Origin of the sequence: Paenarthrobacter sp. NPDC057981 (assembly GCF_042886835.1) — a bacterium.
In the GTDB taxonomy this organism is placed as follows: domain Bacteria; phylum Actinomycetota; class Actinomycetes; order Actinomycetales; family Micrococcaceae; genus Arthrobacter.
Genome location: NZ_JBHVQI010000033.1, coordinates 17,953 through 44,568 on the forward strand (window position 1 = coordinate 17,953; position 26,616 = coordinate 44,568).

General features: G+C 62.3%; 26 protein-coding genes. 15 read left to right on the forward strand and 11 right to left on the reverse strand.

Translation table 11 applies throughout. From position 1 onward, the window contains the following. Positions 1 to 49: 49 nt before the first annotated feature. A complete protein-coding gene (locus tag ACFVSI_RS20265) occupies positions 50 to 1,936 on the reverse strand; it encodes an FG-GAP-like repeat-containing protein (RefSeq protein WP_387827721.1) in 1,887 nt (628 codons plus the stop codon). A gap of 179 nt (positions 1,937 to 2,115) precedes the next feature. On the opposite strand from ACFVSI_RS20265, the gene ACFVSI_RS20270 reads away from it, so the two are divergent. The 4 genes from ACFVSI_RS20270 (at position 2,116) to ACFVSI_RS20285 (ending at position 6,115) form a co-directional block, all read left to right on the forward strand. After that, positions 2,116 to 3,285, forward strand: a complete 1,170-nt coding sequence (locus tag ACFVSI_RS20270) for a glycosyltransferase family 4 protein (RefSeq protein ID WP_387827724.1) — start codon at positions 2,116 to 2,118, stop codon at positions 3,283 to 3,285. Continuing rightward, positions 3,282 to 4,664 carry a UDP-glucose dehydrogenase family protein gene (locus ACFVSI_RS20275; RefSeq protein WP_387827727.1) on the forward strand — a complete coding sequence of 461 codons (1,383 nt, stop codon included), beginning with the start codon at positions 3,282 to 3,284 and terminating at the stop codon, positions 4,662 to 4,664. The genes ACFVSI_RS20270 and ACFVSI_RS20275 overlap by 4 nt, the downstream gene beginning before the upstream one ends. A 364-nt stretch (positions 4,665 to 5,028) precedes the next feature. Beyond that, positions 5,029 to 5,616 (forward strand): hypothetical protein, encoded by a 588-nt coding sequence (locus ACFVSI_RS20280; protein ID WP_387827730.1) that lies wholly within the window; start codon positions 5,029 to 5,031, stop codon positions 5,614 to 5,616. 85 nt (positions 5,617 to 5,701) lie between these two features. Continuing rightward, on the forward strand, positions 5,702 to 6,115 hold the full coding sequence (locus ACFVSI_RS20285; protein WP_387827733.1) for a hypothetical protein: 414 nt from the start codon (positions 5,702 to 5,704) through the stop codon (positions 6,113 to 6,115). 236 nt (positions 6,116 to 6,351) lie between these two features. On the opposite strand, the gene ACFVSI_RS20290 is transcribed toward ACFVSI_RS20285, so the two are convergent. The 3 genes from ACFVSI_RS20290 to ACFVSI_RS20300 all read right to left on the reverse strand — a co-directional run bounded on the left by ACFVSI_RS20290 (position 6,352) and on the right by ACFVSI_RS20300 (position 10,841). Continuing rightward, complete coding sequence (locus tag ACFVSI_RS20290) at positions 6,352 to 7,614, reverse strand: APC family permease (protein ID WP_387827739.1); 1,263 nt, start codon at positions 7,612 to 7,614, stop codon at positions 6,352 to 6,354. A 74-nt stretch (positions 7,615 to 7,688) separates the two neighbouring features. After that, on the reverse strand, positions 7,689 to 10,235 hold the full coding sequence (locus ACFVSI_RS20295; RefSeq protein ID WP_387827742.1) for a LuxR C-terminal-related transcriptional regulator: 2,547 nt from the start codon (positions 10,233 to 10,235) through the stop codon (positions 7,689 to 7,691). 402 nt (positions 10,236 to 10,637) lie between these two features. Further along, a complete protein-coding gene (locus ACFVSI_RS20300; protein WP_011773907.1) occupies positions 10,638 to 10,841 on the reverse strand; it encodes a cold-shock protein in 204 nt (67 codons plus the stop codon). Positions 10,842 to 11,382: 541 nt separating this feature from the next. On the opposite strand from ACFVSI_RS20300, the gene ACFVSI_RS20305 reads away from it, so the two are divergent. Both ACFVSI_RS20305 and ACFVSI_RS20310 read left to right on the forward strand, forming a co-directional pair. Next, positions 11,383 to 11,706 carry a hypothetical protein gene (locus tag ACFVSI_RS20305; RefSeq protein WP_387827747.1) on the forward strand — a complete coding sequence of 108 codons (324 nt, stop codon included), beginning with the start codon at positions 11,383 to 11,385 and terminating at the stop codon, positions 11,704 to 11,706. A gap of 50 nt (positions 11,707 to 11,756) precedes the next feature. Further along, the gene (locus ACFVSI_RS20310; protein ID WP_387827750.1) at positions 11,757 to 12,995 is read left to right on the forward strand and encodes a flavin-containing monooxygenase; all 1,239 of its coding nucleotides are present in this window, start codon (positions 11,757 to 11,759) and stop codon (positions 12,993 to 12,995) included. 49 nt (positions 12,996 to 13,044) lie between these two features. Here ACFVSI_RS20310 and ACFVSI_RS20315 read toward each other — a convergent pair whose 3' ends face one another. From ACFVSI_RS20315 to ACFVSI_RS20325, 3 genes are all read right to left on the reverse strand, one after another. Further along, a complete protein-coding gene (locus tag ACFVSI_RS20315; protein WP_387827753.1) occupies positions 13,045 to 13,275 on the reverse strand; it encodes a hypothetical protein in 231 nt (76 codons plus the stop codon). Continuing rightward, positions 13,276 to 13,551 (reverse strand): hypothetical protein, encoded by a 276-nt coding sequence (locus tag ACFVSI_RS20320; RefSeq protein ID WP_387827756.1) that lies wholly within the window; start codon positions 13,549 to 13,551, stop codon positions 13,276 to 13,278. A gap of 118 nt (positions 13,552 to 13,669) precedes the next feature. Further along, positions 13,670 to 14,290: a dihydrofolate reductase family protein gene (locus ACFVSI_RS20325; RefSeq protein WP_387827758.1), complete on the reverse strand. Its 621-nt coding sequence runs from the start codon at positions 14,288 to 14,290 to the stop codon at positions 13,670 to 13,672. 230 nt (positions 14,291 to 14,520) lie between these two features. Here ACFVSI_RS20325 and ACFVSI_RS20330 point away from each other — a divergent pair, with 230 nt between their 5' ends. Next, positions 14,521 to 15,063 (forward strand): hypothetical protein, encoded by a 543-nt coding sequence (locus ACFVSI_RS20330; RefSeq protein ID WP_387827760.1) that lies wholly within the window; start codon positions 14,521 to 14,523, stop codon positions 15,061 to 15,063. A gap of 25 nt (positions 15,064 to 15,088) precedes the next feature. On the opposite strand, the gene ACFVSI_RS20335 is transcribed toward ACFVSI_RS20330, so the two are convergent. Then, positions 15,089 to 15,289: a hypothetical protein gene (locus tag ACFVSI_RS20335; RefSeq protein WP_387827762.1), complete on the reverse strand. Its 201-nt coding sequence runs from the start codon at positions 15,287 to 15,289 to the stop codon at positions 15,089 to 15,091. A 69-nt stretch (positions 15,290 to 15,358) separates the two neighbouring features. Further along, complete coding sequence (locus tag ACFVSI_RS20340) at positions 15,359 to 16,750, reverse strand: APC family permease (protein WP_387827764.1); 1,392 nt, start codon at positions 16,748 to 16,750, stop codon at positions 15,359 to 15,361. Positions 16,751 to 17,299: 549 nt separating this feature from the next. Between ACFVSI_RS20340 and ACFVSI_RS20345 the strand changes: the two genes are divergently transcribed. Continuing rightward, entirely contained in the window at positions 17,300 to 18,502 is a 1,203-nt protein-coding gene (locus ACFVSI_RS20345; RefSeq protein ID WP_387827766.1) for a YDG/SRA domain-containing protein, read from the forward strand. A gap of 214 nt (positions 18,503 to 18,716) precedes the next feature. Here the strand turns inward: ACFVSI_RS20345 and ACFVSI_RS20350 are convergent, their stop codons facing one another. Beyond that, positions 18,717 to 19,736: a serine hydrolase domain-containing protein gene (locus ACFVSI_RS20350; protein WP_387827769.1), complete on the reverse strand. Its 1,020-nt coding sequence runs from the start codon at positions 19,734 to 19,736 to the stop codon at positions 18,717 to 18,719. Here ACFVSI_RS20350 and ACFVSI_RS20355 point away from each other — a divergent pair. Continuing rightward, complete coding sequence (locus ACFVSI_RS20355; RefSeq protein WP_387827771.1) at positions 19,735 to 20,052, forward strand: hypothetical protein; 318 nt, start codon at positions 19,735 to 19,737, stop codon at positions 20,050 to 20,052. The two genes, ACFVSI_RS20350 and ACFVSI_RS20355, sit on opposite strands and share 2 nt — an antisense overlap. A gap of 37 nt (positions 20,053 to 20,089) precedes the next feature. Here ACFVSI_RS20355 and ACFVSI_RS20360 read toward each other — a convergent pair whose 3' ends face one another. Next, positions 20,090 to 20,989 carry an EamA family transporter gene (locus ACFVSI_RS20360; RefSeq protein WP_387827774.1) on the reverse strand — a complete coding sequence of 300 codons (900 nt, stop codon included), beginning with the start codon at positions 20,987 to 20,989 and terminating at the stop codon, positions 20,090 to 20,092. A gap of 87 nt (positions 20,990 to 21,076) precedes the next feature. Here ACFVSI_RS20360 and ACFVSI_RS20365 point away from each other — a divergent pair, with 87 nt between their 5' ends. From ACFVSI_RS20365 to ACFVSI_RS20390, 6 genes are all read left to right on the forward strand, one after another. Next, a complete protein-coding gene (locus ACFVSI_RS20365) occupies positions 21,077 to 21,580 on the forward strand; it encodes a MarR family winged helix-turn-helix transcriptional regulator (RefSeq protein WP_387827777.1) in 504 nt (167 codons plus the stop codon). Positions 21,581 to 21,611: 31 nt separating this feature from the next. Then, positions 21,612 to 22,175, forward strand: coding sequence for a hypothetical protein (locus ACFVSI_RS20370; protein WP_387827780.1), 564 nt, complete (start codon positions 21,612 to 21,614; stop codon positions 22,173 to 22,175). A 194-nt stretch (positions 22,176 to 22,369) separates the two neighbouring features. Further along, complete coding sequence (locus tag ACFVSI_RS20375) at positions 22,370 to 23,884, forward strand: purine-cytosine permease family protein (RefSeq protein WP_387827782.1); 1,515 nt, start codon at positions 22,370 to 22,372, stop codon at positions 23,882 to 23,884. Continuing rightward, the gene (locus ACFVSI_RS20380; RefSeq protein ID WP_387827785.1) at positions 23,877 to 24,482 is read left to right on the forward strand and encodes a TetR/AcrR family transcriptional regulator; all 606 of its coding nucleotides are present in this window, start codon (positions 23,877 to 23,879) and stop codon (positions 24,480 to 24,482) included. The genes ACFVSI_RS20375 and ACFVSI_RS20380 overlap by 8 nt, the downstream gene beginning before the upstream one ends. A gap of 84 nt (positions 24,483 to 24,566) precedes the next feature. Beyond that, the gene (locus tag ACFVSI_RS20385; RefSeq protein WP_387827788.1) at positions 24,567 to 25,556 is read left to right on the forward strand and encodes a nitrilase-related carbon-nitrogen hydrolase; all 990 of its coding nucleotides are present in this window, start codon (positions 24,567 to 24,569) and stop codon (positions 25,554 to 25,556) included. A gap of 8 nt (positions 25,557 to 25,564) precedes the next feature. After that, positions 25,565 to 26,572: an agmatine/peptidylarginine deiminase gene (locus ACFVSI_RS20390; protein ID WP_387827791.1), complete on the forward strand. Its 1,008-nt coding sequence runs from the start codon at positions 25,565 to 25,567 to the stop codon at positions 26,570 to 26,572. Positions 26,573 to 26,616: the final 44 nt, after the last annotated feature.

A 26,616-nucleotide genomic window follows, 5' to 3' on the forward strand; every position in this document is an offset into this window, starting at 1 on the left:
CCTAAGCTAATTCGCTTAGGAGGAGTTTTTCGTTGCCTACGGGCGGTGACTACAGAATTACCGTCATACCTTCCCAACCCTGCCCGATTTTCGTCGGGATGGGCCAAGCGGGGCCACCACTGCCGGAGTACAACCAGAGGACCCCGGCGGAGTCCCTGGCCAGGATGTCAGCCTTACCGTCGCCGCTGAAATCACCCGGTCCCACCAGGGTGTTCATGACGTTCCACCCCGAGCCGGTTTTGCGGGGGGCCAACCATCCACCGAATCCGTTCCCGGGGTAGAGCCAGAGGGTGCCGGCACCGTCACGCGAGACGACGTCAGCCGTACCGTCGCCATTGAAGTCGCCGACGCCCATGATCGCTGACATTCCAGTCCAGCCAGAGCCAACCTGAACGCGTGACAGCCAACCGCCTGACCCATTGCCCGGGTACAGCCACAAGAGCCCGGAACCATCCCGGGCCAGGACATCAACCTTTCCGTCGCCGTTAAAGTCGCCGGCAGCAGCAATGGCGGTCATGACAGACCATCCGGCGCCCACCTGTTTGCGCGGAAGCCAGCCGCCTGCACCGTCCCCCGGATATAGCCAAAGGGCACCCGCACCATCGCGGGCGAGGACGTCTGAGGTTCCATCCCCGTTGAAGTCACCTGGAGCGATCAAAGCCGTCATGACATTCCAGCCTGAGCCCACTTGAACCTTCGGCAACCAGCCGCCTGCACCGTTGCCTGGATACAGCCAAAGCAGCCCGCCGGCATCCCGCGCCAGTACGTCAGTTTTTCGGTCGCCGTTGAAGTCATTTTTAACTGGCGCCGGAATGTTGGCGTCGATGATCGTCACCGTGTTGCTGCCTTTATTGGCGATATAGGCCTTTCGATTGTCCATATCGACGGCGGCTGCTACAGGATTGATCCCCGTTCGAACAGTGCTTGTGGCGAAGTAATAGTCGATGATGGTGACGCCGCCGGCCAAGTTTGGGACGAATACCTTGTTTTGGCCTCGAAGACCGGCCATGTTGCCCGATTCACCATTGGTGCGCACCTCTGCGACCTTTGTCTTGGATTCGACGTCGAACACCATAACGGAGCCGCCGTTTGCGCCGTCCGACACGGCAACATTGAGCAGGGAATTGCCATCCGTGAAGATGTCCCCGAGCTTCCTGAAAGTCTCAACCACGGTACTTACAGCGTGCGTAAACCCATCGATGGCCACAACCGAGGAGTTACTTTGGCTCGCTGTGGTGGCAAAAACATTGCCACCGACATGGCCCGCGGCCACTCGCTCAACCGGAACACCGAGGTCAATAGTGGTCGGCGCGTTTGTATTCTTGTCGATGACCGTCACCGAGTTGCCATGGGCAACATAGAGGTTGTAATCACGAGGACTGTAGGCCATGTCCTTCGGCGTCTCCGGCAGGGTCACCGTCACCGTTTCATCAGGCAGACCGACCTGCAACACCATCACGCCGGTTTTGAAAGAGACGTAGATACTACCGGTCGTCTCATTGACAACTACTTGCCGTGGATCCACGCCTATTGGGTAGGTCCGAGCAACCTGACCCGTCAGGGCGCTAATCAACACGACTGTTCCCGGCTGGCCCGCACCAGCGGAAACGCTGACATAAATTCGCCCGTGGTGCTCGGCCAAGTCTTGAGGAACTCCGCCGACGTCCACGGTGGTGACCTTGTGCGTACCCTTTTCTATGATGGACACGCCAGAATCTGTAGCAACGTAAACCTTATCGTCGCCGAATTGGCCGACAGCCAAAGCATGAGGCGCCGTTCCCACCGGTATATCCGCCACGAGCACGTCAGCCACCGCAGGCGGACTGAGCAACAGCGAAGCTGCAAGCGCTCCGGCAACGGCAAGGGCCGCCGTCGTAATCCTTCTATATTTTTTCCTGGCTCCGGACACAGCTGTTCCGAGCGCGACAGATCTCATGGGACCCCCATAAATTGAGACGCGACTGTCGCGTCGTTGAGCGGAGTCTACAGCGCGCACAGGTAACTCCCAGCATTGAGTGCTTCAGCAAACCCCCAACCCACCTGTTAACCAACTCTTCCCCCACCGGCCACCCCCGCGCACCCCGTGAGCCAACCGCCGGGACCACCGTTGAAGGCGTGAGGATCGCAATCGTCGCCGAATCATTCCTGCCATTGATGAATGGGGTAACCCACTCGATACTGCGGGTGCTGGAGCATCTGCAGGAGCGCGGGGATGAGGTGATGGTGATCGCGCCGTCGACGTCGGACACTGATGTTTCGAGCGTCGAGAAAGGTGCGTATGTGCACCGGCTTCCCTCGGTGCCGCTGGCCGGATACACGAATGTGCGGGTTGCGTTGGGTGGTGTGAATCGGGTCAAGCGAATCCTTGCCGATTTCGCCCCCGACGTCGTTCACCTCGCCTCACCGTTCGTCCTCGGCTGGCGCGCCGTGCAGGCCGCCCACCAGCTCGGCATCCCGACCGTCGCGATCTACCAAACCGAAGTTCCCGGCTACGCGGGCCGTTACGGAGTGCCGTTCCTGGAGAACTGGGCCTGGAACCGCGTGGACAACATCCATCTCCTGGCCACCCGCACCTTGGTGCCGTCCACCTTCGCGCTGAACCAGTTGCGCGGACGCGGCATCCTGCGCGTGGACATGTGGCGGCGCGGTGTGGATACCGCGCGCTTCAATCCCGCAAAACGTTCGACGGCGTGGCGCAGCTCGGTCGCGCCCGACGGGCAACGCATCATCGGCTACGTCGGCCGGCTCGCCGTCGAGAAGCAGGTCGAGGACCTCGCGGTATTGGCGGATATGCCAAACACCAAGCTGGTGATCGTTGGCGATGGCCCACAGCGCGAAGCCCTCCAAGCCGCACTGCCCAACGCCCATTTCGCCGGCTTCCTGGGGGGCGATGCCCTAGCGGAAGCCGTGGCTGGCTTCGATCTCTTCGTCCATCCCGGCGAGTTTGAGACCTTCTGCCAAACCATCCAGGAGGCCATGGCGTCGGGTGTGCCGGTGGTTGCCACCGGTCGTGGCGGCCCCTTGGATCTGGTGGAGAACTCCCGCACCGGCTGGCTGTACGAGCCGGGCAACCTCACCCAACTGCGCGACTACGCCCAGGACCTGATGGGCGACGACGCCAAGCGCCGCGCGTTCGCAACGGCAGCCACCGCTTCGGTTCAGGGCCGGACGTGGCCGGTGCTCAGCGCGGAGCTGGTCCGTCACTACAACGAAGTCATCTCCGGCACTCCCACACGCGAAGCCGGCCCTTCAGAACTCACCTCCAGCAAAGGACCGTCCTCATGAAGATTTCCGTGATCGGCTGCGGCTACCTGGGCGCAGTCCACGCAGCCACGCTCGCCTCCATGGGCCACACCGTTGTGGGGATCGACGTCGATTCCTCCAAGGTGGAGCAGCTCAACAAGGCGCTGGCCCCCTTCCACGAACCTGGCCTCGACGAACTCCTCAAGGACGGCCGCACCACGGGTCGGCTGTCGTTCACCACGGACTTCGCCGAGGCAGCGGATGCTCAAGTGCACTTCCTTTGCGTGGGCACCCCGCAGTCCAAAACCTCGGACACCGCGGACCTTTCCTACCTGATGGGCGCCACAAAGAGCCTCCTGCCGCATCTGGCGAAGGGGGCCGCCGTCGTCGGTAAATCAACGGTGCCGGTAGGCAGCGTGGAGACGCTCCGCGCGGTGCTGGCCCGACGCTCGGACGTGTTGCTCGGTTGGAACCCGGAGTTCCTGCGCCAGGGCACCGCGGTGAAGGACTCGCTGGTGCCCGACCGGCTGGTGTACGGGGTGCCGGGCGGCAAGGGCGCCGCTGCAGGTGCACCTGTTACTGCTGTGCTGGATGCTGTGTACGAGCCCCTGATCGCGGCCGGAATCCCGCGGCTGGTCTGCAATTTTGCGACGGCGGAACTGATCAAATCAGCGTCGAACGCTTTCCTGGCCACGAAGGTCAGCTTCATCAACGCGATGGCGCAGTTGTGCGACGCGTCGGGTGCTGACGTCAGCGAGCTCAGTGAGGCCATGGGACTCGACCCGCGCATCGGCAACCGGTACCTGCACGCCGGGCTCGGCTTCGGCGGCGGCTGCCTGCCCAAGGACATCCGCTCGTTCCGTGCCCAGGCGCGGGAACTGGACGTGCCGTCCGTGGATGAGTGGATGGCGTTGGTGGATTCGGTGAACCTGGATCAGCGATCACGGACTGTGGCGATCGCACGCGACATGTGCCGCGGCTTCCTGTCCGGCCGCACCGTCACCATCCTCGGTGCGGCCTTCAAGCCGGACACCGACGACATCCGCGACTCCCCCGCCCTGGACGTCGCCCAGCAACTCGCCGATGCCGGCGCCCACGTGACCGTCACCGACCCCAAGGCCATCAACAACGCCTGGATCCGCTACCCGCAGATCCGCTTCGAGGCATCAACCAAGCGCGCGCTCGAGGGCGCCGAGCTGGTGCTGCTGCTTACGGAGTGGGACGAATACGTGTCGCTGTCGCCTTCCGTTGCGGGATCGCTGGTACGACGCCGGATGGTGCTGGACGCTCGAAACGTGCTGAACGCGGATGCCTGGCGGAGCGCCGGATGGACGGTGCGCGGCTTGGGCACGGGCGCTTCAGTGGTTGATGCGAATGGCCCGGTGAAGCCCGTCGACAGGAAGAAGCACGCGCGGGCGTAGCTCGTTAGCTGTGGCGCTCGGCGGCTTCCTCCGACGTCAGCAACGTGGGCTGTCCTGGATGGGTGTTGTCGTCGTTTCAGTCTCCCCAGGCATCCACCCACGATGGCACAGGACAAGCAAACTCATCTGGCACGTAATATGCGATTTTTTCTGTCGCGCCCTTCCTGCGGGTGTTAGGGTCACAGCACGCGCCATCGCATCGGCGCACTAAAAAGGGGGCACTACATTGAACACACGAATTTCGCGCGCCAAAAAACGGTCAGGATCGGCTTGGGCTCCTCGCTCCAAAGCTATTGGCATCGCCGCCATCGGATCAGTTTTCATCGCACTAACGGCTTGCGCGCCGATTGGAGCTGCCAGCTCAGTGAGCAGCTCCAGCGGATCGCCGTCCAGCACCTCGTCAGCCACACCTACGCCGACGCCGAGCAAAATCGCCGGCACACCGTGCACCACAGAGAAGAAGACCCAAGTCCTTGCAGGCCAGAGCTACGTCTGCGCCGTGGACCAGGCCGGAAAGTTGTCGTGGTTGGACTCAGCCACGGCTCAGGCCCTGAATGACCAGCGCGCGGCAGCGGCGAAGGCGGCGGCCGATAAAGCCGCAGCCGACAAGGCAGCAGCAGACCAAGCCGCATCGGCCAAGGCAGCGGCGGACAAGGCGGCCGCTGACAAAGCAGCTGCGGATCAGGCTGCAGCTGCCCAGGCCGCGGCCGACCAAGCCGCTGCGAATGCAGCCAAGGCGGCACCAAAGGCGGCTCCGGTTGCACCGGCAGCGCCCGCCCAAAGCGGGTGCGACCCGAACTATGCCGGTGCCTGCGTGCCGATCGCGTCTGACGTCGACTGTGCTGGCGGCAAGGGCAATGGTCCCGCGTACGTGAGGGGTCCTGTGACCGTGATCGGTTCGGACATCTACGGCCTCGACAACGACCACGACGGGATCGGCTGCGAAAAGTAGCCTCCCGATTTCGCGTCATACGCCCGCAGTTCGTGGCACTACCCCTATATCCGGGGGTAGTGCCAACGAACGATGAGGACTTCCTGTGATCACGCACTTCTACCCAGCCACCCTGCGCATCCTGACCAGCGTTGTGGCGGTTTGTTCGGCAGTAGCGGCCACCCTGCTCGGCACCGCGCCGCCTCCGGAGGGGTTGAAGGTGCTCGATCCCGCAGACCTGCGGACGACGGCGGTGATACTCACTATGGCGTTGGGCGTCGTGGCACCAGTGTCCATGATGATCATGGACCCGCTCAGATGCCTGCTGCTGAAAGCCTGCGTCTTTGCGGCGTCAGCATTTGGGAATGCCATGATGCTGAGCCCCCTGCTGGTGGTGCCGTTTCAGGAAACCCCCACCGCTATGGCGGTGACGTGCTCGGTCGCTGTCACCCTTGCCAGCATCGTCACGTTTATGGAATCCATCGAGCGTCGGAATGCCCGACGCCGGGCCAACACCTAGACGGCGCACAATCACCACTCATTTTTGGGACTTTTGGCTGCTTTTGCGCTCCCAGCACCACCTATTTTTGGAGTTCGAACACCTAGAGGGCAGAACCCGGCCATAGTCTTCTTTTGTGCCTCCGGAGCGGGAATCCCGGTGTCCGGCGGGTTACCCCACCCGCTCCAGGCGTTGGCGGCACTACGGCGCGGCTCCACCTGACTACCCCCAGGTGGGGTCGTGCCCAGTCGGCTGTTTTACGCGCTGGGTTGGCTCCGGCGCAAGCGCAGGAAGCGGTACAAGATGCCGACGGCGAGCATCAGGACACCCAACCCCACAGACAAGGGCGGCAAGGTGGTCACCAGAACCACACACGCGATGGCGCCAGCCACCTGCAGCGCCTTCGGGTAGCGACGAGCGTCAGCGGGTTGCGTGAACGCGGCAATGTTTGCCACCAGGTAGTAGAGCAGCACGCCGAATGAGGAAAACCCGATAGCACCGCGGAGATCGGCGACGGCGATAACCACACAGATCACCGCACCGATGGTGATCTCTGCATGATGAGGAACCTTGTACTTCGCGTGCACGGCCGAGAGCCAGGGCGGAAGGTCGTGTTCCCGGGCCATGGCCAGGCTTGTGCGACCAAGGCCAGCAACAAGAGCCAGCAGTGCCCCCAATGAAGCCACTGCCGCACCAACCCTGACCACGGGAGCTGCCCACGCCATGGAGCCCGCACCTACGGCGTCGGCCAGTGGTGTCGGTGTTCCGGCCACTCCTTCCGGGCCCAGAACTCCAAGCAAGGTGATCGCGATGACTGAATAGATGACAATCGTGATTCCCAGCGCGATGGTGATCGCTTTGGGAATGGTTCGCCGGGGCTCGCGTACTTCCTCACCCATCGTCGCAATCCTTGCGTACCCGGCAAAGGCAAAGAACAACAGGCCCGCTGACTGCAGCACGCCATACCAGCCGTGCGCCAGCAACCCCTCCCCAATAATCCCGCCGAAGTCGGGGCCCGAACCGCCCCACACTGCGGCCAGGGCGATGGCCAACGCCAGCAACACAGCGACGACCAGCACCCGCGTCAGCCCTGCGGTTCGGGTCACGCCGTGATAGTTCACAGCGGTCAAAAGTACGACGGCGGCAATCGCCACCGGGCGTTCCCAACCTTCAGGGGCGGCATAGGCGGCGAACGTCATCGCCATGGCTGCGGCGCTGGCCGTTTTGCCGATGACGAATCCCCAGCCGGCAAGGAAGCCCCACCACGGTCCAAGCCGTTCCCGACCGTAGACGTACGTACCGCCGGAGGCGGGGTACGCAGCAGCGAGCTGGGCGGACGAGGTGGCGTTGCAGAAAGCTACGAAGGCAGCCACCACCAGTCCGATCAACAGCCCCGATCCTGCCGCGGCGGCCGCTGGCGTGAACGCGGCGAAAACCCCGGCGCCGATCATGGAGCCCAAGCCTATGAGGGAAGCGTCGAAGGTACCGAGACGCCTGGCCAACGTCGGTGGCTGATTCACAAAGGCCCTTTCAGCATCGGGCTCCCGGCCGCATGTGCGGGCGCGGGAGAGGGATGCTGCCAGCATATCCAGCGTCACTCGGGCGGCAGTGAATTTCTGGCGAGAATGAAGAGACGATTGCGCGAAGTTGCACCGGTCTTTCGCAAAGCGTTGGAAATATGGTTCTCCACTGTCCTGGCACTGATGCCGAGTTGTTCGGCAATCTCAACATTGGAGCGGTAGCCCGCCAGAACGGCTATCTCTGTTTCCCTTTCCGTGAGGAGCATCGCCTTCGCGGCACTGAAGGACAGAGGGTCGAATGCTGCGGGGAAGCCGGCCGCGAACTGTGACGACGCCGCCACCAGGAATTCCGCCGTGTCGGCCTTCCCTTCCAGGACCTGTCGTTTGAGGCCGCCTTGGAGCAGCATGCCAACCTGGTAGAGGTTGATGTCCGGTTCGTAGTTCTTTAAAAGTTCGCCGAGTACCGTATGGTCTGCCTCCGCCACAGCAGTCGCGATGGCCAGGAACTGTTGGTGAACAGTGATGTTGCTTTCTCTGAGGATCTTTTTCAGTAGGTCCAGCACCGGGCGCCCCGGACTCAGGCAGGTGCAGAGCAGCGCCGTCATCATGGCTTCCAGTACGTAGCCGCTCTTCAGTTGCCGCTTGATCAGTTGTAAGGCGCGGCGATCAAAACCCACCGGATCGGCGTGGCTGCCGGCGACCAGGACGTAAGCCCCTTTACCCACCCCCGGCAACGGGCCGACGTCGGGTACTTCCGTCCGCGCCTGTGTGACGATTGATAGTTCCGGCGCCGCTGAGGACGTAGCGTGCCGCAGGCCTGCAAGACGCAGCATGGCATCGTAGAGGACGTCCACCACAAACCCGGGCCGCCCCATAGCGAACACGCTGCTCATCAAGTATTCGGCTTCCTCGAAGTAGCCGCGGTATAGCAATCCGTGCACCGCTATGTAGCTGCTGGTGACCACTCCGAATTGATCGAGGTTCTTGCGGGCTTCGGCACGCCAATCCAGCGCGAATACCAGCGATTCGTCGATCCTGCCGGCGGCAAAGAGTGAGAATCCATGGATAAATGGGCGCAGGTGCGGGAAAGTCTCGTCGTCTTTCGCGTCCTTGATGACTTCCAAAGCACTCGTCGGATTGAGGCGGTAGAGATGCATGAGGCCCTGAATCAGCTTGCCGATCCCCTGGACCTGGCCGGCCCCGGCCTCGGGCCGGGATGAAGGGACACGACCGTGCGATCCACTGATGAACAGAATTGCAGCGTCGGCACCTGCCTTCAGTCCCGGATGTGCTTTACGCAGGTTATTCAGAACCTCTACAGCCGCGTTCAAGCCCCTGCCTGCGTTGATGGCGAGGAGGGCCTTTGAGATGGTGAACAACAGCAGGTCCGAAGGGTCGGCGTCGTGAGTTGATGTTTCCGTACAAACGCGCTGGGCGCGCTTTACATCCACAGGTGCGCCCCAATAGATGCGCAGCAGCGCTGCCGCATTGGTGACCGATTTGTCGGCTTCCCACCTTTCAAACCGGGTCCGCTCACGGACTGTGCTGTGTTCATGAAAGTGTCTGGCGGTGACGGCGTCGTCGCTGCTCCGCTCCTGGCGGAGTGAGGTGAGCACGCGCGAGAGGCAATCGGCTGTGGTGAAGGTTTCGACTGCCGCTGGCGTTGACTCCAGCACACCGGCGATCCTGCTCCGCAGCAGGTGCCTGTCCCGCAGGGACTTCTGGCCCTTGAAGTAGTCGGCAACCACAGGCGGGCTGACAGCGGCTGTGGGGCCGTTGTGGTGGTCCTCCATGACGGACAGCAGACCCTTGCGTTCAAGTGCATCCAGCGCGTCGGGATGCACAATCTTCTGCAGGACATCGATGCGGGCCGTACCCAGAAGGGCCATGGTGTTCAAACCCGTGAACTCTTCCGGGGTGAGCTCAGCCAACAAAGCCTCGATGGTTCCGCGAAGATGATCGCTCCAGAGCGTCTCACTGGTCATCCGCCACAGCCCGCCACGCCTGACCAGCAGATCGCTCAGCGAGGCGGTCTCTGCGATCTTCACGATAAGGCGCGGGTTGCCCGCAGCCTTGGTGAGAATCTGCGCTGTTGTGTCGGCGTCGGCTGGTCCACCGAGTACTTGCGATATGAGGGTGTGGACTTGCTCGTAGTGAAGCGGGTCAAGCTGAAGAACAGCTTCCCTCCCATGGTTGAGGACAGCCAATTGGCCCTTTGAATAGCTGAGGGTCTCAGGCGCCGAAGCGATCAACGGGCTGCTCGAGCGCCTGCGGACGGCTTCAAGGACAGCCAGGGATTCATTATCTACAAAGTGGATGTCATCCACCACCAGAATGTGCTTGCCGTTCACGGCCAGGTGACTTGAAAGGACGTCGGCCAGATCCAATACTCCACTGCGGCCTGGACGCAGATCCAAACCCAGGGTCTTGATAGCCGAGTAAGGGATGTTCTTGTGGGTCCGCAGCCCTGCGATGACGTGAACCATCGCCCCGGACTTCTCAAGGTTGGCTACAACGTTGCGCACTACTGTGCTTTTTCCACTGCCGGGTACCCCAACTATGCGCACACCAATGCCGTGCGCTATGTAGTCCAGGACGCGCTGGACCTCTACATCGAACACCCGATCCAACCTTCTGCTTCTGTGCATGACCGACATTCGGCTCACCTCGCAGGCTAGATCTTGAACAGCGGACTAGGTGCTGAAAATGGCTTGCACAGGCAAAAGCGACCAAATCTAGGTGGTGTTTCGGGCCAATCCGGGTTGTGGGAGGCATCAACTAGGTGCTCGCGGCACAGTTCGCGCCTGTGCCGGGTGTTCAGGCAGATCATCGGTTACCCCTCGCGTCATGGTCTCTTGCGATCGACGCTACGGCCCGGGCCGCACGAATTACATGGGTGTAATTCGCTATGTGGATATGTGTTCGAATCAGGATTTGGAAACTAGTACATATCTTCCCAAATCAGGGCGACAAAAAAGCAGGGCCGGTCAGTGACCGGCCCTGCTTTTTGCGTTATCCGAAGACTAGATAGCCTGGATGTTTACTGCCTGGGGACCCTTGGGGCCCTGCTCGACGTCGAAGGAAACCTTCTGGTTCTCTTCGAGGGAGCGGTAACCCGAGGAGTTGATCGCAGAGTAGTGAGCGAAAACGTCCTGGCTGCCATCTTCAGGAGAGATGAAGCCGAAGCCCTTTTCGGAGTTGAACCATTTCACGGTACCTGTAGCCATTTTTTCAGTCCTTACTGAAGGTGGAGATGCTCCCGACTTTCGGGTCTCCGGTGTGGGGTGTTCTCCACCGTTACTTCAGAAGGTCGCGATCCGGAGGGACCGCGGGACTGCCTGAACTACCAAATGCCAAACACAACAACACCGTCAAGTCTACAGGGATTCGTCCGTATGGCTAGTGCTGGGAAATGTTTAATCCATCGGATGTTGCAGGCAGGCCGGAACCCAGGCTGCGAAACGGACCGTTGCCGTGAGGGCCCCCTTCCAATGGACAGGCGAACACCGGTGCCTCGCACGAGTTCACCAGTTCGATGCCCACTGCATCCGCCCTAGCACCATGGCGCCGCCCGGACAGACGGCAACACGCCCCGCGTGGCGACGTGCCGCCGTCGTGATGGCCCGTTTGTCGAGTGCCCTTTTCTGTCGCAAGGCACCTCTGATGAGTGGTCCGACGCGGCAAGATATGACGGCATCCGCGTCACGACCACGCCTTACCCCGCACTCTTCCTACAGGAACACCGCGAGCGTCAGGGGGCCAGTCACATTGAGTACCACCGAAATCCCGCAGGGCGGACTGCCGTCCATGCCCGGCCTTAGGAGTTTCGGTACTGGTCATGTGCTGAGGGACTTTGACCTGAAGGTCATCGTGCAGATCTCCGGCTGCGAGCGCGGGGCTCGGCGCCTGCTGCGCGGCGAACCGTTGTCGGCGGCCGACGTCGGGCCCCTCACCATGGCGAACCACGCCGCCCATCACATGGGCTACTTGCCCCTGTTTGAGCTGGGCGGCAAGGTGCCGTCGATCGCTCCTGGGGTGGAGGCTGTGCTCCGCGAACAGCTTGAAAAACCGGGCCGCGGCCAGCAGATTTAGGGTCCACGATCCCCTGTTCGCGTGCTGCCCCCAGGCGTAAAGTCCACCTCATGGGACGCACCCCGGACACGGTGGTTATCGGCGCAGGCCAAGCCGGCCTCGCAACGAGTTACTGGCTGTCGCAGCTGGGCGTGGAGCATCAGGTGCTGGAGCGTCGGGAGACCTTGGGCGGTGCCTTTCAGGATCGCTGGGACGGCTTCTATATGAATACGCCCAACCTTTCGCTGGACCTTCCGGGGATGCCGTTCGACGGCGGTGACCGGGACGCGTTCATCCCCCGCGACGCCGCGGTGAACCTTTTCAGGCGGTATGCCGAGCTGATTGCCGCGCCCGTTCATACCGGCGTGGACGTGACAAGGCTGTCCGCCGCACCGGAGGGCGGGTTCCTGCTGGAGACGTCGCTGGGGAGCTTACGGGCCGGGAAGGTGGTTCTGGCGACGGGCGCGTATCAAGTACCCAAGGTTCCAGCCGCCAGGCTCCCGGCGGGCGTCACCCAGCTGCACACACACGACTACCGCAATCCTGAGCAGCTGCCCGAAGGCGCGGTGTTGATCGTGGGGACTGGGCAGTCGGGCGGGCAGATCGCCGAGGAGCTCCACGACGCCGGCCGCGACGTCCACCTCGCCATCTCCGTCGTCCCCGAAGCTCCGCGCCGATACCGCGGCCAGGACCTCATCTACTGGATGCTTGAAACCGGCAAACACGGACCCGACTACGGCATTCACGCGCTCACCCGCGAAGCCCTGCCCTCCCCCGCGCTGCGGTTTGCACCCAATCCCCTGCTCTCCGGCACCGACGGCGGCCACAGCATCCATCTCCGCGAACTCGGCCGCCGTGGCATGCACCTGCACGGTCACTTTGAAGCAGTCGACGACGGCGCCATCACCTTCAGCGACGACCTCCCCGAACGCCTCGCAGCAGTTGAGGCCGCGTTCGGACAGCGGACGGGCAAGGCCATTGATGCGTACATTGCGGCGGCGGGGATTGATGCGCCGACGCAGGCGGCTGAGGCGGCCGATGACTGGCTGCCTGCGGAGCCTTCGCGAGTGGGCCTGGCCGAGGCGGGCATTACCTCAGTCCTGTGGGCATCCGGATACAAGCTGGATTTTGGGTTCGTGGACCTGCCGCTGGTGGATGAGTGGGGCTACCCGAAGCACTCGCGGGGTGTCACGGAGATTCCCGGGCTGTATGTGGTCGGGTTGCCGTGGCTGACCCGGCACTACTCGTCGATTGTTGGGGGCGTAGGGCTGGACGCGGAGTACGTGGCAAGGCGGGTTGCTGCGGACTGACGGCGTGCTGTTAACGCGGCCCTCTTCCCCGTCGATGAGCCGCCCGGCTCTACCTCGGCCATAGGAAGATCCCTATGAAGACCAGCCCGGCGACGGCCGGAATAGCGGCTGCCACCTTTGAGAGGGCGAGCTGATATTCATACGTCTTGAACGGTGCACTCTCAGGCAGCCACGACCAACCGTCCACACCGGCACGTGCCATCAAGTCGCGCATCAGGTACAGAACCAGCCCACTGAGTATCAGGAAGCCTCCAACGACGGCGAGGAACGGGTCGCCCATCTACGCTCCGGCCCACGGTGGCCTGAAGATTAGGGTCAGCACCACAATCACTAAGCCACCGACGAAGAGGACTGCACAGAAGAAAACACCGAGCATCTCGAAGCCCCGAACCCGTTCCTCATACAGCTCCGGGTCTGCTTCAATCGAGTCTGATTCAGAGGCTGCCATCTTCCGTCCGAGCATCTCTGATGAGATGAAGTACTGCCGGCGGGCAATCCACTTCCTGAACGGCAGCCACACCAAGCCAATCGCCATGAACACGAATCCAAGCGACATGGTCCCCCTTCAGTCCGTGGCCGTCACACCATCCTAGAAGCCCGCGGGTCTAACTCGTACCTTGACCCAGCTGTTGAGGGGCTTCACCCCATCCGCGCCCGCATTCCAACCCCAGCCCTTACGCCTCATCGATCTCCGCCATGTTGCCCACCGCCGGCGTCCCCTCAACCAATGCGTAGCGTTGCATCACTGCGCCCTTCGGTGAGGCCACCACGGGCTCGATAAGCCGAAGGTTCGTTGGCACCACCCCATCGGCGAACACCTTCTTCCCGCGGCCCAGAAGGATCGGATAAACCCAGAGGTTGAGCCGATCAAACAGGCGCTCAGCCAAAAGAGTCTGAACGAAATCGAGGCTGCCGATGACGTGAATGTTCTGGTGCTTCTCGCGCAGCTCCCCCAAAGACGCCACCGTGTCGGCGCCGAGCCAACTGGACCCCGCCCACTCAAGCGTTGGCGACTGCCGCGAGGCAACGTACTTCGGAAGGCGGTTGAACAGCTCGGCGATTTCACCACCTTGGTGGGGCCAGTACGCGGCAAAGATGTCGTAGGTCCGTCGTCCAAGGAGCAGCGCGTCCATCCCCTCCATACCGGAATCGATTTGCTCGCCAACAACCTCGTCAATAAGTGGAGCCTGCCAGCCCCCAAAGGCGAAGTCGTCGGTTGGATCTTCTTCCGGCCCTCCAGGTGCCTGAGCGACGCCGTCGAGTGTGGTGAACAGGTCAATATGGATGCGTCCCATGCGCGGGTTCCTTCCGAGCTGCCCGTCGACACCCCGGCGACAGGATCAAGTCGAGGGTTCCACAGGTGGGACTGTCAGGCAATGGGTTAACGGAGAAGAACGACGGCGGCACAACAGCCGGCGCGTCACGAACCTCGGGTGACGGCCACCTAAGACGTGGAGGGAATAGCTGGGTTCGGACGCAAAGATAAGCCCAGGAATAGCGGACACACAACAGGTGGGAGGCGCGCATGAAGTCGCTTGTTCCGTTCTATGGCTCCTTTGCAAGCCACAACTGGGAGGCTCTTGGATACCCGTCTCAGGAAGTGGCCCGGTTCTGGGACACGCGTTCATGCGGTGTAGCGTGCTTGCGCATGGCCTACGGCTACCTCGCCCCGACCGACAAATTGTTGCCCGCTGCCCTGACCGAGGAGCTCCTCCGAATCGGCGCTTACTCGGAAGCCAGCGGGTGGAGTCATCTGGGCTTGGCACGTCATGCCCGAGCCCGCGGGTTCACGGCCCAACTTCTGAACATTCCGCGGCCTGACGACCTGTGGATGGCAGCGACGGCCCCCGGCCTTCTGATTGTCTCGATTGCTAGTTCCTTTGACGACGAAGGCCCCGCTGGACACCTCGCTGTGGTTGCCGGCTTCTCGGAGTCCGGTGACGTAATTGTGCATCGGCCATCCAGCCAAGATCCGAAAGAGGGCCGGAGTGTGCACGTGGATCCCGACACATTTTGGACGCACTTTTCAGGCAGAGGCATTCACATCGGCCGCAAGCCTCCCTCGTAGCGACGAACGCTGGAGGGTCGGTGGCCTAAGCCCCGCCTCGCATTTTCTCCGCGGCCTGGCGCCGCTCAAGAAGTCCCCAAGCAACTGTCGTTACGACAGCGATGACCACCAGGAGCGCGGTGCTCCAAAACCCGTCGATCACTTTGGTGAATTGCAGAGTCACAACAGCTATCAGCAGGACTGAAGTTGCAATATTCAGCACGCGGATCTTGCGCGTAGTAGTCATTTTCAAGATCGTTCCCCCCAACGATGTCGTCCAAGAAGCCTAACGTTATCTGCGGGAGGCAACGACTTTCTAGGCTTCCTTCAGGTCCAACTGAGGTGCCGGTCGACGGAACCCGCGGGTCAAGTAGGCGAGCCAGGCCAAGCCAACTGCAGCCCAGGCGAGGCCGAAGCCGATCGACAACCCGCTCAAGCTCGTCCACAACCAGACCGTCAGCGCGAACCCAATAGCGGGCAGCACCAGGTTGTGAACGACTCCCCTGGCTCCGCGGGCCTTCTCATCAATGAAGTAGTGCTTGATCACCGCGAGGTTCACCACGGAGAACGCAACCAGCGCGCCGAAGCTGATGAGCGATGAAATGGTCAGAAGGTCCAAAACGAAGGCCAGAAGCGAAACGGCGGAGGTCAAAAGGATTGGCAGCACGGGCGTGCGAAATCGTTCGTGCAGCTTGCCCAGGGCTGCTGGGAAGACGCCGCTGCGACCCATGGAGTGGATGATGCGCGAGACCGATGCTTGGGACGTCAGGGCCGACCCGAGGCTGCCTGCGATGTAGGCAGCAGTGAAGAAGGCGACCAACAGGTTGCCACCGGCTGCGCCAATCACTTCGATCGCGGCAGCGTCGACGTCGTTAAAGGTGCTGACCGGGAGAACGAGGTGGCTGATGTACGCGAGTCCCAGGAAGATCGCGCCAGCGAGAACCGTGGTGATCATGATGGCGCGGGGCAGGTTTCGCTTCGGGTCCTTGGTCTCTTCGGCGAACGTCGAGACGGCGTCGAACCCCAGGTAGGAGAGGCAGAGGATGGCGGAGCCGGCGAAGATCGGCGAGAGACCGTCGGCGCCGTCGACGCCGGTGAAGGGCGCCAACAAGTCGACGGTGCCCGCGCCTGTGATGGACGAGAGCCCCAGGGCGACGAACAGCACTATGAACAGCCCTTGCAGTCCGACGACAACGAAGTTTGCCTTGGCGATCGCCGTAATGCCAAGGATGTTTAGAACTGTCACCGCCGCGATGGAGACGATCATGAACACCCAGGCGGGGATGGCCGGGAAGGCGGCTTCCATGTAGATGCCGATGAGCAGGTAGTTGATCATCGGTAGCAACAGATAATCGAGGAGGAGGGACCAGCCGGCCATGAAGCCCAGTCCGGCTCCGAAGGATCGGGTTGCGTATGTGTACGCGGATCCCCCGAACGGGAATGCTTGTGACATCCGGCCATAGGAGCGGGCAGTGAACAGCATGACTACCAACGTCACGGCGTACGCTGCGGAAAGGCGCCCTCCGGTCAGCTCGACGACGATGCCGTAGGTACTGAAGATGGTCAGCGGCACCATGTAAACCAAGCCCAGCAGGACCAGCGACGGAACGCCAAGGACGCGGCGCCAACCTTGCGCGGTTGGCTGGTTGGATGCCGGCCCCACAGGCTTCTCGCCTGCTGGTGTGTCTGTATTAGATGTCGGGGTCATTTTGGGTCCTCGGTCGTGATGCTGATGTGCTTAGAAGCTGCGGCGCTGCAGAACTTCGTAGCAGCGACCGGATCTACGGGGTGGCCGAGATCCTGAAGTGCTGGGGGTGGCTGGCGAGATATGGATGGAGATCGCAGGCCATATGAACTGGAAATGAATAGCGTTCATTTATTGTTACGGTGAGCCGGGTCACAGTCAATATGTGACGGGCTAGGTACCCATCCACAGAACGGGGTCGACCCAGAGCGCCGTCATGCCGAAAACCGAATGATGGCGACGCAAATCTTCGACGCCAAATCCTGGCCTCTTCCAAACACGTGAGTCAAAGCCCCGCCCTAACCGCACTTGTCACCGCGCTTCTCCGTAACCCGAGACATAGATCCCCAATATAAGTGGGAGGAAGAGTCGTTTCGTGACGCGGATCTTCGTATATTTTGGACACTAGATCGTCGGCGCCTGCGCCAGTACTCAGACGATCCGCCGCTTCGCGTTCTCAGGCCGTAGCCGGCGACAAAAGGGACAACAACATTGGGGCTAATTGTGGGGGCATTGTCGGAGCTGACCGATCCATCAGCAATTTCGAAAGCAATCGATGAGTTCAGGGCTCTGGGGCGGGAGGCTTTCCTTGCAAAGCACGGTCAACAACCGTCTGTGCGCTACTTCGCTGAAGCTGACGGCACCCTGATTGACTCCAAACCGCTCCTGGCCGTTGCGTACGGGATCCAGCATCCCGAGCGAGGACCTTTGTCTGTCCGCCTATTTTCGGGTGGAGAGCAGACTCGCAGAGCATTGAGACAGTTCGGGATCGAGCTCGTCTCAAAGACCGGAGACACACCGGCGCGGGTTTATGGGGACATCCCGGATTGTCCCCCTGGGACGGCGTTCAGGGACCGGCGCGAAGCCTACGACGCCGGCGTTCACAGGACGACGCAGGCAGGCATCGCTGGTCAGGCAAGCGGAACACAATCCATCTGCCTTTCCGACGGATACTCCGATGACGCGGTGCAGGGCGACCTGATTACTTACACCGGCTTTGGTGGCCGGGACGCTAACACGGGCCGGCACATAGCGGATCAGAAGCTGGAAATGGGCAACCTTGGCCTCGTCGAGAATTACAAACTCGGCAGGCCTGTACGGGTCCTGGTCAAAGAGTCTGTGCTCACACGCAGAAAGTCCAGCCAGGAGTACATATACCTGGGGCTGTTCACCGTCACCAGCTGGGGCTGGGGTACGCGAGACGGATGGAAAGTACTCATCTATCAACTCCGGGCAGTTGCTGGCGAGAGTCTCATCCCGTCCGAGGTTGCCATGTCACTCGTCCGAGGAGAAGACGTGGCGCCGGCTCGCCGCAGCATGCACGTAAATCAAATCATCCGCGACTACGGCGTAGCTGAGTCGGTGAAACGCTTATACGACAACACCTGCCAGATGTGCAGCACAAGGCTTGTCACAGCTGCGGGACCATATTCCCAGGGGGCACATATCCGCCCGCTAGGGATCCCTCATAACGGGCCGGACACCTTGGAAAACATCCTTTGCCTCTGTCCCAACTGTCATGCTCTCTTTGACGGACATGCTCTGACGGTTCAGCCAGACGGCACGGTCATGAATCTTGGGATTGCGACAGGAAAGCTCAGGGTGGCAGAGTCACACGGGTTAAACTACGAACACCTTGCTTATCAAGAGCAGTTTTCGGCGGCAAAGTCTGCACGTGCCACCACGGCACGTCGGGACACGGGTCGCGGGGTCTAGTTCTGGCGGGCATATCGCGGTTACCGCACGGCCGAAAGGTGCTGTCCGCTGCGGTTTGTGCGGACCAATCGCAATTGTCCGGCATTCTGACTGGCCATTCCCTACCGAAAATATCTCTAACAACGGCCCCATCCAGAGGCCGGGCGTCCCCAGAGGGCGCCTGGCTCGAGCGACTCCGAGCACCGTCGGCCTAGCTCACCACCCATCTTCACCCCTACCCACACAACCGATCCTGCACCTCCATCAGCGCCGACAGTATTTGGCTGCTCATCAGGTCACGTTCGTACAGCGTGCCAGGGCTCTGACGTGGCGATGGCTCAGGAGCTGGGGAAACCGTCATGGTTGCTTCGTACCGCCCATCGCTGGAACTGAGTGCGATGGTCCGGAAGTCGAGGAAACCGCCCTTGGCGAAGAACCGCGGTGCGCCACTGCAGTCCGGGGACCACTTGTAGACCCCGAGCGCGAAGGAGCCGATGACAGCCTTCTTCATCTCCGCCAAAGCGCCGGCGGAGATGAGCCGACCACCAAACAGGGCAGCCATAAAGTCATTGATGTCGGACATTGTCGAGACCACGCCGGGCATAGGGGAACCGAGCCGTTCCAAAGCGGTGTCGCCGGTGACACGTTTACCCTCAATGCTGACGTAGCCCTTGAGCAAGTCAGGCGCGTCCGATACCTCCTTGTCGACGGAAGTGTGGCTCAGCCCCAGGGGGTTGATGATGTCATCGCGAAGTATCTGCGGGTACGTCTTTCCACGGAACCTTTCCAGAATCAGCCCCAGCGCCAGGTTGTTCGAGTCCGAGTACTGGAACAGCCCGACAGTCCGCGATTCCCAAGGCAACGTGCCCGCCAGCCTCAAAGCTTCAAGCGCAGTCAGCTCCTGGTTGGAACCGGATACAAAGTCATCCACGCCCCGGAACATCAGGTCTCCATAGGAAGGCATTCCCGACGTGTCGGAGAGCAGTTGCCGCAAAGTGATCGGGACAGGAGGCTTGAGACCAACCCCGAAACCCTCCAACAGCCCGTTGATAGGGGCATCAAGACTGATCAATCCATCGTCAACAAGCTTCAGGACAGAGACCGCCGTCATGGTCTTGGTAACACTGGAAACCGGGACCCGGTCCTGCCGCTGGGCTGGCTGCCTGGTGTCAAGGTCGCGGACACCGTAGGCCTTCGACCATTCACCGCCCGGCCAGCGCACCTGCGCCAGGACGGCCACAGCATCCTGGGCCATGAAGGCCTTCATCGCGTACTCCAGCGAGGCGATCGCCTCGGCGTCACCGAACGACGGCGACGAGGTTGAGGGCGACGGCGACGGCGACGGGCCCGGCGATGTGCACCCCGCCAGAACCGTCGCAACCAGAAGTGCAGTCAACCGAATCAGCCAGCCCCGGCGGCTCATCGACACACCAACCTTGACGGAATGTCAGACCTCGGAGCCAGCACTGACCCCGGCTTGCGACGAGCCGATGAGCGCTGGTTCCTGGATACGGCTCATGGCCGCCACAACGCAGCTCCGCACCGCACAGGTAGCGATGCAGCTACGTTGATCGTCCTCCCACGACACCCGCGGGACAAGTATCAGCGTCAGCTGAGCGCTTCCTCCTTCACCAGCTGCCGCCGACCCGCACCAGCCGCGGCCCGCTGCACCAGATACACCGATGCCAGCACCAACAACGCGCCCGCCAACTGCCACCGGGACAACGCCTCCCCAAGGAACACGAACCCCAGCACCGTCGCGACCAGCGGGCTCAGGAATCCCAGGAACGAGACCACCATCGTCGGCAGTCGCTGGATCCCCCGAAACCACACCGCGTAAGCGACCAAGGCGCCGATAACGCTAAGGTAGGCAAAGCCCGCAACATTAGGCAAGGAAACCGACGTCGGAAGTCCTTCAACCACCAGCGTCACCGGCAGGAGCATCGCCCCGCCCATCGCCAACTGAAGGCCGGTAAACCCAAGCAGCCCCACGCCGTCGGGCCTCCCCCAGCGTTTGGTGAGAACAATGCCGGCCGCCATGCTCAGCGCGCCCGCCATCCCGGCGAGGACACCGACGACGGTCAGCGTCGCGTCCGACCGCAGGACCAGCAAGCCGACACCGGCGGCGCCAACAGCACACGCCACGATGTGCGCAATACGGATCCGCTCCCCCAGCAGAGGCACTCCCAAGAGCAGCACGAACAGCGGCTGAATCGACCCAACCAACGCCGCCACCCCACCAGGCAGTTGGTAGGCCGTGAAGAACAGGAGGAAGAAGAACAGACCGATGTTGAGGGCGCCCAGGGCTGCCGCCTTGAACCACCAACTCCCCCGCGGCCAGGTGCGGGTGACGAGCATAAGCACGATGCCCGCCGGCAGTGCCCGCACGGTTGCGGCCAGGAGTGGCCGGTCGGCGGGGAGGAACTGCGTGGTCACCAGATAGGTGGAGCCCCAGACCATTGGCGCAAGCGCGGTGATGAGCAGGTCGCGAGGAGACGCTTTAGCCATTGTTCACTTCCATACATTTCGATGTCGAACTATTTGTTATATGACAATGTAGGTGTTGTACTGTTTGAGGTCAAGCATGGGAGGGCGATGAAACGCGACGCGGTAGACACGATTCTTGACCAATGGAACAGGGAACGGCCCGATCTGGACGTGAGCTCCATGGGCGTCCTTGGCAGGCTGAGCAGGGCAAGTCGCCTCGCATCGCTCGATATCCAGAAGTTCATGAATCAGTTCGGCTTGGAGCCTTGGGAGTTCGATGTCCTGGCAACCCTGCGGCGCTCCGCAGCTGAGGCTCCCCTGACCCCTGGCCGGCTCGCCAGTCTGACCATGATCGGTTCCGCAGCCATGACCAACCGCGTCGACCGCCTGGTAAACCGCGGCCTGATTCACCGCGAAACCAACCCCGACAACCGCCGCCAACTACTGGTCAGCCTCACGCCTGAGGGACTCGCCCTGGTCGACGAAGTGGTGGAGCATCACGTGGAGAACCAGCAGAAGATGCTCGACGGCCTTTCCAAAACCGAACGCGAACAGCTGGCGAACCTCCTGCGGAAGTTCCTCCTGGCGAACAACGACGGCGAACCCTCCTGAGGCGCCAGCCTCACCCATGCAAGGATGAGGCGTGGACACTTCCCCTGAACAGCTGGCGATCGCCATCGGCAAGGCCATGAACGGCGGTGCCGGCACTTCCTATGAGGCACTGTCCCTCTGCCAGGGCGGTGGGCACGTTGAGCGGTACGCCATCTCGGCGAACCCCAGAGGTTTCACCTGGTCTGCCACACGGTTGTCGGACGGAAGCACCCAAAGCTTCGATCCGAGGACGCTGACTCTTGATACTGACGCGGGCCAGCGGGTCATGTCGATAGAGCAAATCCCACGCTCTTTTCCTGAGTCCGTTCAGTTGGCTTTCCCGCTATCCCTTCCCATCTGGGGCCGGGACATGGACAACTATCATCCGATGGCCATGGAAGTGAAAGGCGCGGACACCACCCTCCTCCTGAGGCACCGCGCTGACCCGACGATCTTCGGATCCTTCACGTTCGAAACGGAAAGCGGAATCGCGAAAAGCTACTTCACGCCCAGCGAGGTCCGGAAGCTGGAGCGCGAGTCGAAACCGGACGACGGCGGAATTGATTTCGGATTCATGGCTGGGCACGGCCAGAGCTTGCCGCCAGGAGTGCGATAGCCGCCCAGGCCCGCCAACCTCCCCATTCCACGGCTGACGCGCTGCCCATCCTGGCCCTTTGCCACGCACGGAAGCAGTCTAGATAGCCCCATCATCCGACAGTCGGAGCGACCCGTGCCACCTTGACTGAAAATTCAGTCAGGATTACAGTTGTCACCATCGCATCGAGTGATGCAGCTCACGAAAGGCTTGCAATGATCAGCACGCGCATTCGCAAAGACGCGGATTCCGCCGGTGCAGCATCCGCGCACAAGGACCGCTTTGGCCGCATTGAGTCGGCCGGCATCGAGTACATTCCCGACGACCAACGCACCTCCCGCCCCCGGAATCTCTTCACGGTTTTCTTCGGCGGCAACTTCGCTTTTTCAGTCATCGTTTTCGGCTGGCTTCCCATCACCTTCGGCCTCGACTTCGTCGGCGCCGCAACGGCCAGCCTCACAGGACTGGTAGCGGGCACAGCCCTCATCGCCCCCATGGCCCTGCTGGGACCACGGACCGGCACCAACAACACCGTTTCAAGCGCCGCGCACTTCGGTACACGTGGTCGCTTGATAGGTTCCGGGCTCACCCTGTTGTTCGCCCTCGCCTACGCCGCCATCGCCGTATGGACTTCCGGGGACGCCCTGGTAGCTGCCGCCGAGCGGCTGTTGGGAATACCCATCGACGGCACCACCCTGGCAATCGGCTACGCAGTGATCTCCCTGGAGATCGTCCTCGTAGCCCTCTTCGGCCACGGCACAGTCGTGGCCATGCAGAAATTTGTGGCGCCCGTCGTCGGCATTCTGCTGCTCATCGGCGTCGTCGCTTTTGCTCCGACCTTCAGCCCCACGAACGTGCACGCGGAGTTCCTCCTGGGCGACTTCTGGCCCACCTGGATCCTGTCCGCCGTCATTTCCGTGGGAGGGCCGTTGTCCTATGCCCCAACGCTGGGCGACTACAGCCGGCGGATCTCCCGCAAGGACCACTCGGACCGTTCCGTCGTCGCCGCAACCTGCCTCGGCGTCTTCCTTGGCCTGTTTGTCACAGCGCTGTTCGGCGCTTTCACGGCGTCGGCCATCCCCGAGCTTGGTGGTTCCTACGTCGCGGACCTCGTGCGCTCGGCCCCGGCTTGGTACCTGTTGCCGATCCTCATCATCGCGTTGGCGGGCGGCCTCGGCCAGGGTGTGCTCAACCTGTACGCCAGCGGCTTGGACCTCGAAGCCCTCTTCCCCCGCCTCCGCCGCATCCACACCACCCTCATCACGTCGGTCATCGCCGTCGGACTGCTCTACCTGGGGGTGTTCGTCTTCAACGCGGTGGACTCCATCACCGCCATGACGCTGGTGCTCAACGGATTCGCCGGGCCGTGGGTGGCCATCAACGTCCTGGGCTTCCTGCTGGTCCGCCGCGGCAAGTACCACGCCAAAGATCTGCAGCTTTTCCGCGCCAACGGCCCGCGTGGCCGGTACTGGTTCAGCAACGGCTGGAATCTGCGGGCCGTCATCCCGTGGGCCATCGGATCAGTGTTCGGCCTGCTGGCAACAGACACGTCCCTGTACACCGGGCCCCTCTCGCAGCTCGCCGGGGGCATCGACCTCAGCTTCATCGGGTCCACGCTGATAGGCGGCGCCGGCTACCTGATCGCCGAGTGGATCTGGCCGGAAACTGCCCTCAGCACCGAGTCCGCACAGGCAGGAGGTGAGCACGTATTACTGTCAAACCATGAGTGAAAAATTAGTCAGGATCCTCAACGCCGCCACCACGTGCATCGCCCGGAGCGGCGTGCGGGGAATGCGAGTCAACGATGTTGCTGCAGAGGCCGGAGTTTCACCGGGCCTGCTGTACTACCACTTCACTGACCGGGCCGGCCTGCTTGCCGCAACGCTGGAACACATCAACAAGCAGGTCAGCAAGGACGACCCCTCCTCCCCCAACAGCGTGGATCCTTCCCGCCACGTGCGGCACCTCCTCCTTGACGAAATCAAGGACGACGCCGACGTCCGCAGGAATTCGGTGGCCTGGAACGAGCTCAGGGCCTGCACCATCTTCGAACAGGAACTGGCAGAGCCGCTGTCCCGGACCACTACGGAGTGGAACCGCGAGATCGCACAGGCTCTCGCCGCTGCCAACGAAGGCACCAGCGAGGAAGAAGCCGCAGTGACCGCGGAGATCCTCACCAGCCTGGTCGAGGGCATCTCCGGCCGCTGGCTCAACGGATTCATCACCACCGAGCACGCGCGTTCGCTGCTGACCACCGCAATTGACTCACTCACCGCACCACGCCCCGCGAGCCCCCAGCAAACCGCAACACAGGGGCTGGGCAAATGAACATTCCACACATCAAACGACGCGATTCCGCCGGAATCGAACCATCATGCAAGGACCCCTAGGGTCCCGTTAGGACGCACCACAATGGACATCATCGTCAACACCGAACCGCCCGTATCCTTCGCTCGGAGCCAGGAAACCACCCGCAAGCCGCTCCGCGTGGCCCTGGTCCAGCACCACTGGCGGGAAGACCCCGCCGAACTCACCTCGGTGCTCACCCAGGCGATCGGCCAAACGTCCGACGCCGGTGCTGCCGCCGTCTTCCTGCCGGAACTCACCCTCTCGAAATACCCGGCAAACGTTAGGGCCGACAAGAACCCCGGCCGCAATGCCGAAGACCTGCTCACCGGCCCCACCTTCGAGTTCGCCGCCAACGCGGCCCGCACGCATGGCGTTACAGTCCACGCATCCCTCTACGAACGTGCAGACGCAAGCGATGGCCTGGGGTTCAACACAGCCATCCTCGTCTCACCCCAGGGCGAGCTGCTGGCAAGGACCCGCAAGACCCACATCCCCGTCAGCGCGGGCTACTACGAGGACACCTATTTCCGGGCCGGCCCTGCCGAAGATGCCTACCCTGTGTACCGTCCAGCGGAACTGGACCATGCCGCCGTCGGACTCCCCACCTGCTGGGACGAATGGTTCCCGGAGGTCGCGCGGCTGTATTCACTGGGCGGCGCTGAAATCCTGGTCTACCCCACCGCGATCGGCTCTGAGCCCACCTTCCCTGAGTTCGACCACCAGCCGCTGTGGCAGCATGTCATCACCGGCCACGGCATCACGAACGGCACGTTCATGGTGGTCCCCAACCGGACCGGCGACGAGGGCGACATTACCTTCTACGGCTCCTCGTTCATCTCCGATCCCTACGGCCGCGTCCTGGTCCAGGCACCGCGGGACCGGGAAGCCGTTTTGGTGGCCGACCTCGACTTGGACCAGCGCAAGGACTGGCTGGATCTGTTCCCGTTCCTGACCACCCGTCGTCCCGACACGTACGCCGAGCTCACCCGTGATGTCGACTTCGAGCACCCGCACGGCGCCACGTCCGCTGCTCAGACCGTGGGCCGGTCATGAATTGGATGATGCCGAGCGAGACGGCCCGCCAGGAACGGGTCTGGATCGCGTTCCCGCCGGAGCGTTCTTCGATAGGAAATACTGCCGAGGAAACCCACGAGGCCCGCACGGCGTGGGCAGCGGTGGCACACGCCGTGCTGGAATTCGAGCCCGTCACCATGGTGGTGGACCCGCCGGATGTGGAGATCGCGCGGACTTACCTCTCGCCGGAGATTGATCTGGTGGAAGCGCCCCTCGATGATGCGTGGATGCGGGACATCGGGCCCACCTTCGTGATCGGCGACGACGGCAGGCTGGGCGGGGTGGACTGGGTCTTCAACGGGTGGGGCCAGCAGGACTGGGCCAGTTGGGACAAGGACTCGCACGTCGGTGAGAAGGTGGTGCACCAGGCCGGGGCCGAGCTGATCCAGAGCCCGTTGGTCAACGAGGGCGGCGGGATCCAGGTGGATGGTCTGGGAACGGTGTTGGTCACCGAGACCGTGCAACTGGACAAGTTCCGGAACCCTGAGCTGAGCAAGGCCGACGTCGAAGCCGAGCTGGCCCGAACCATCGGCGCCACGCACGTCATTTGGTTGCCGCGGGGACTGACCCGTGACGGGCAGGACCTGGGAACGCGAGGGCACGTGGACATCGTCGCTGCCATCCCGTCACCGGGCGTTCTACTGGTCCATTCCCAGCGCAACCCTGCCCACCCGGACTTCGAGGTCACGGCGGACATCATCGCGATGCTCGCCCGGACCCGGGACGCGCAGGGACGTGCGTGGGACATCGTGGAGGTACCCGCCCCTGACACGCTGCGCGACGAGCTCGATTGGGTGGACTACAGCTACATCAACCATCTTGTGGTCAACGGTGGCGTGATCGCCTGCAGCTTCGATGACCCCGCCGACGCCGAAGCCCGGAGGATCCTCGAGCAGGCCTATCCGGGACGGAAGGTAGTCACCGTGGACGCCCGCGCGATTTTCGCCCGGGGCGGCGGGATCCACTGCATCACGCAGCATCAACCGGCCATCTGATGTAGTCGCGGCAGCCCGCCGTCGTGCATTAAAAGCACGACGGC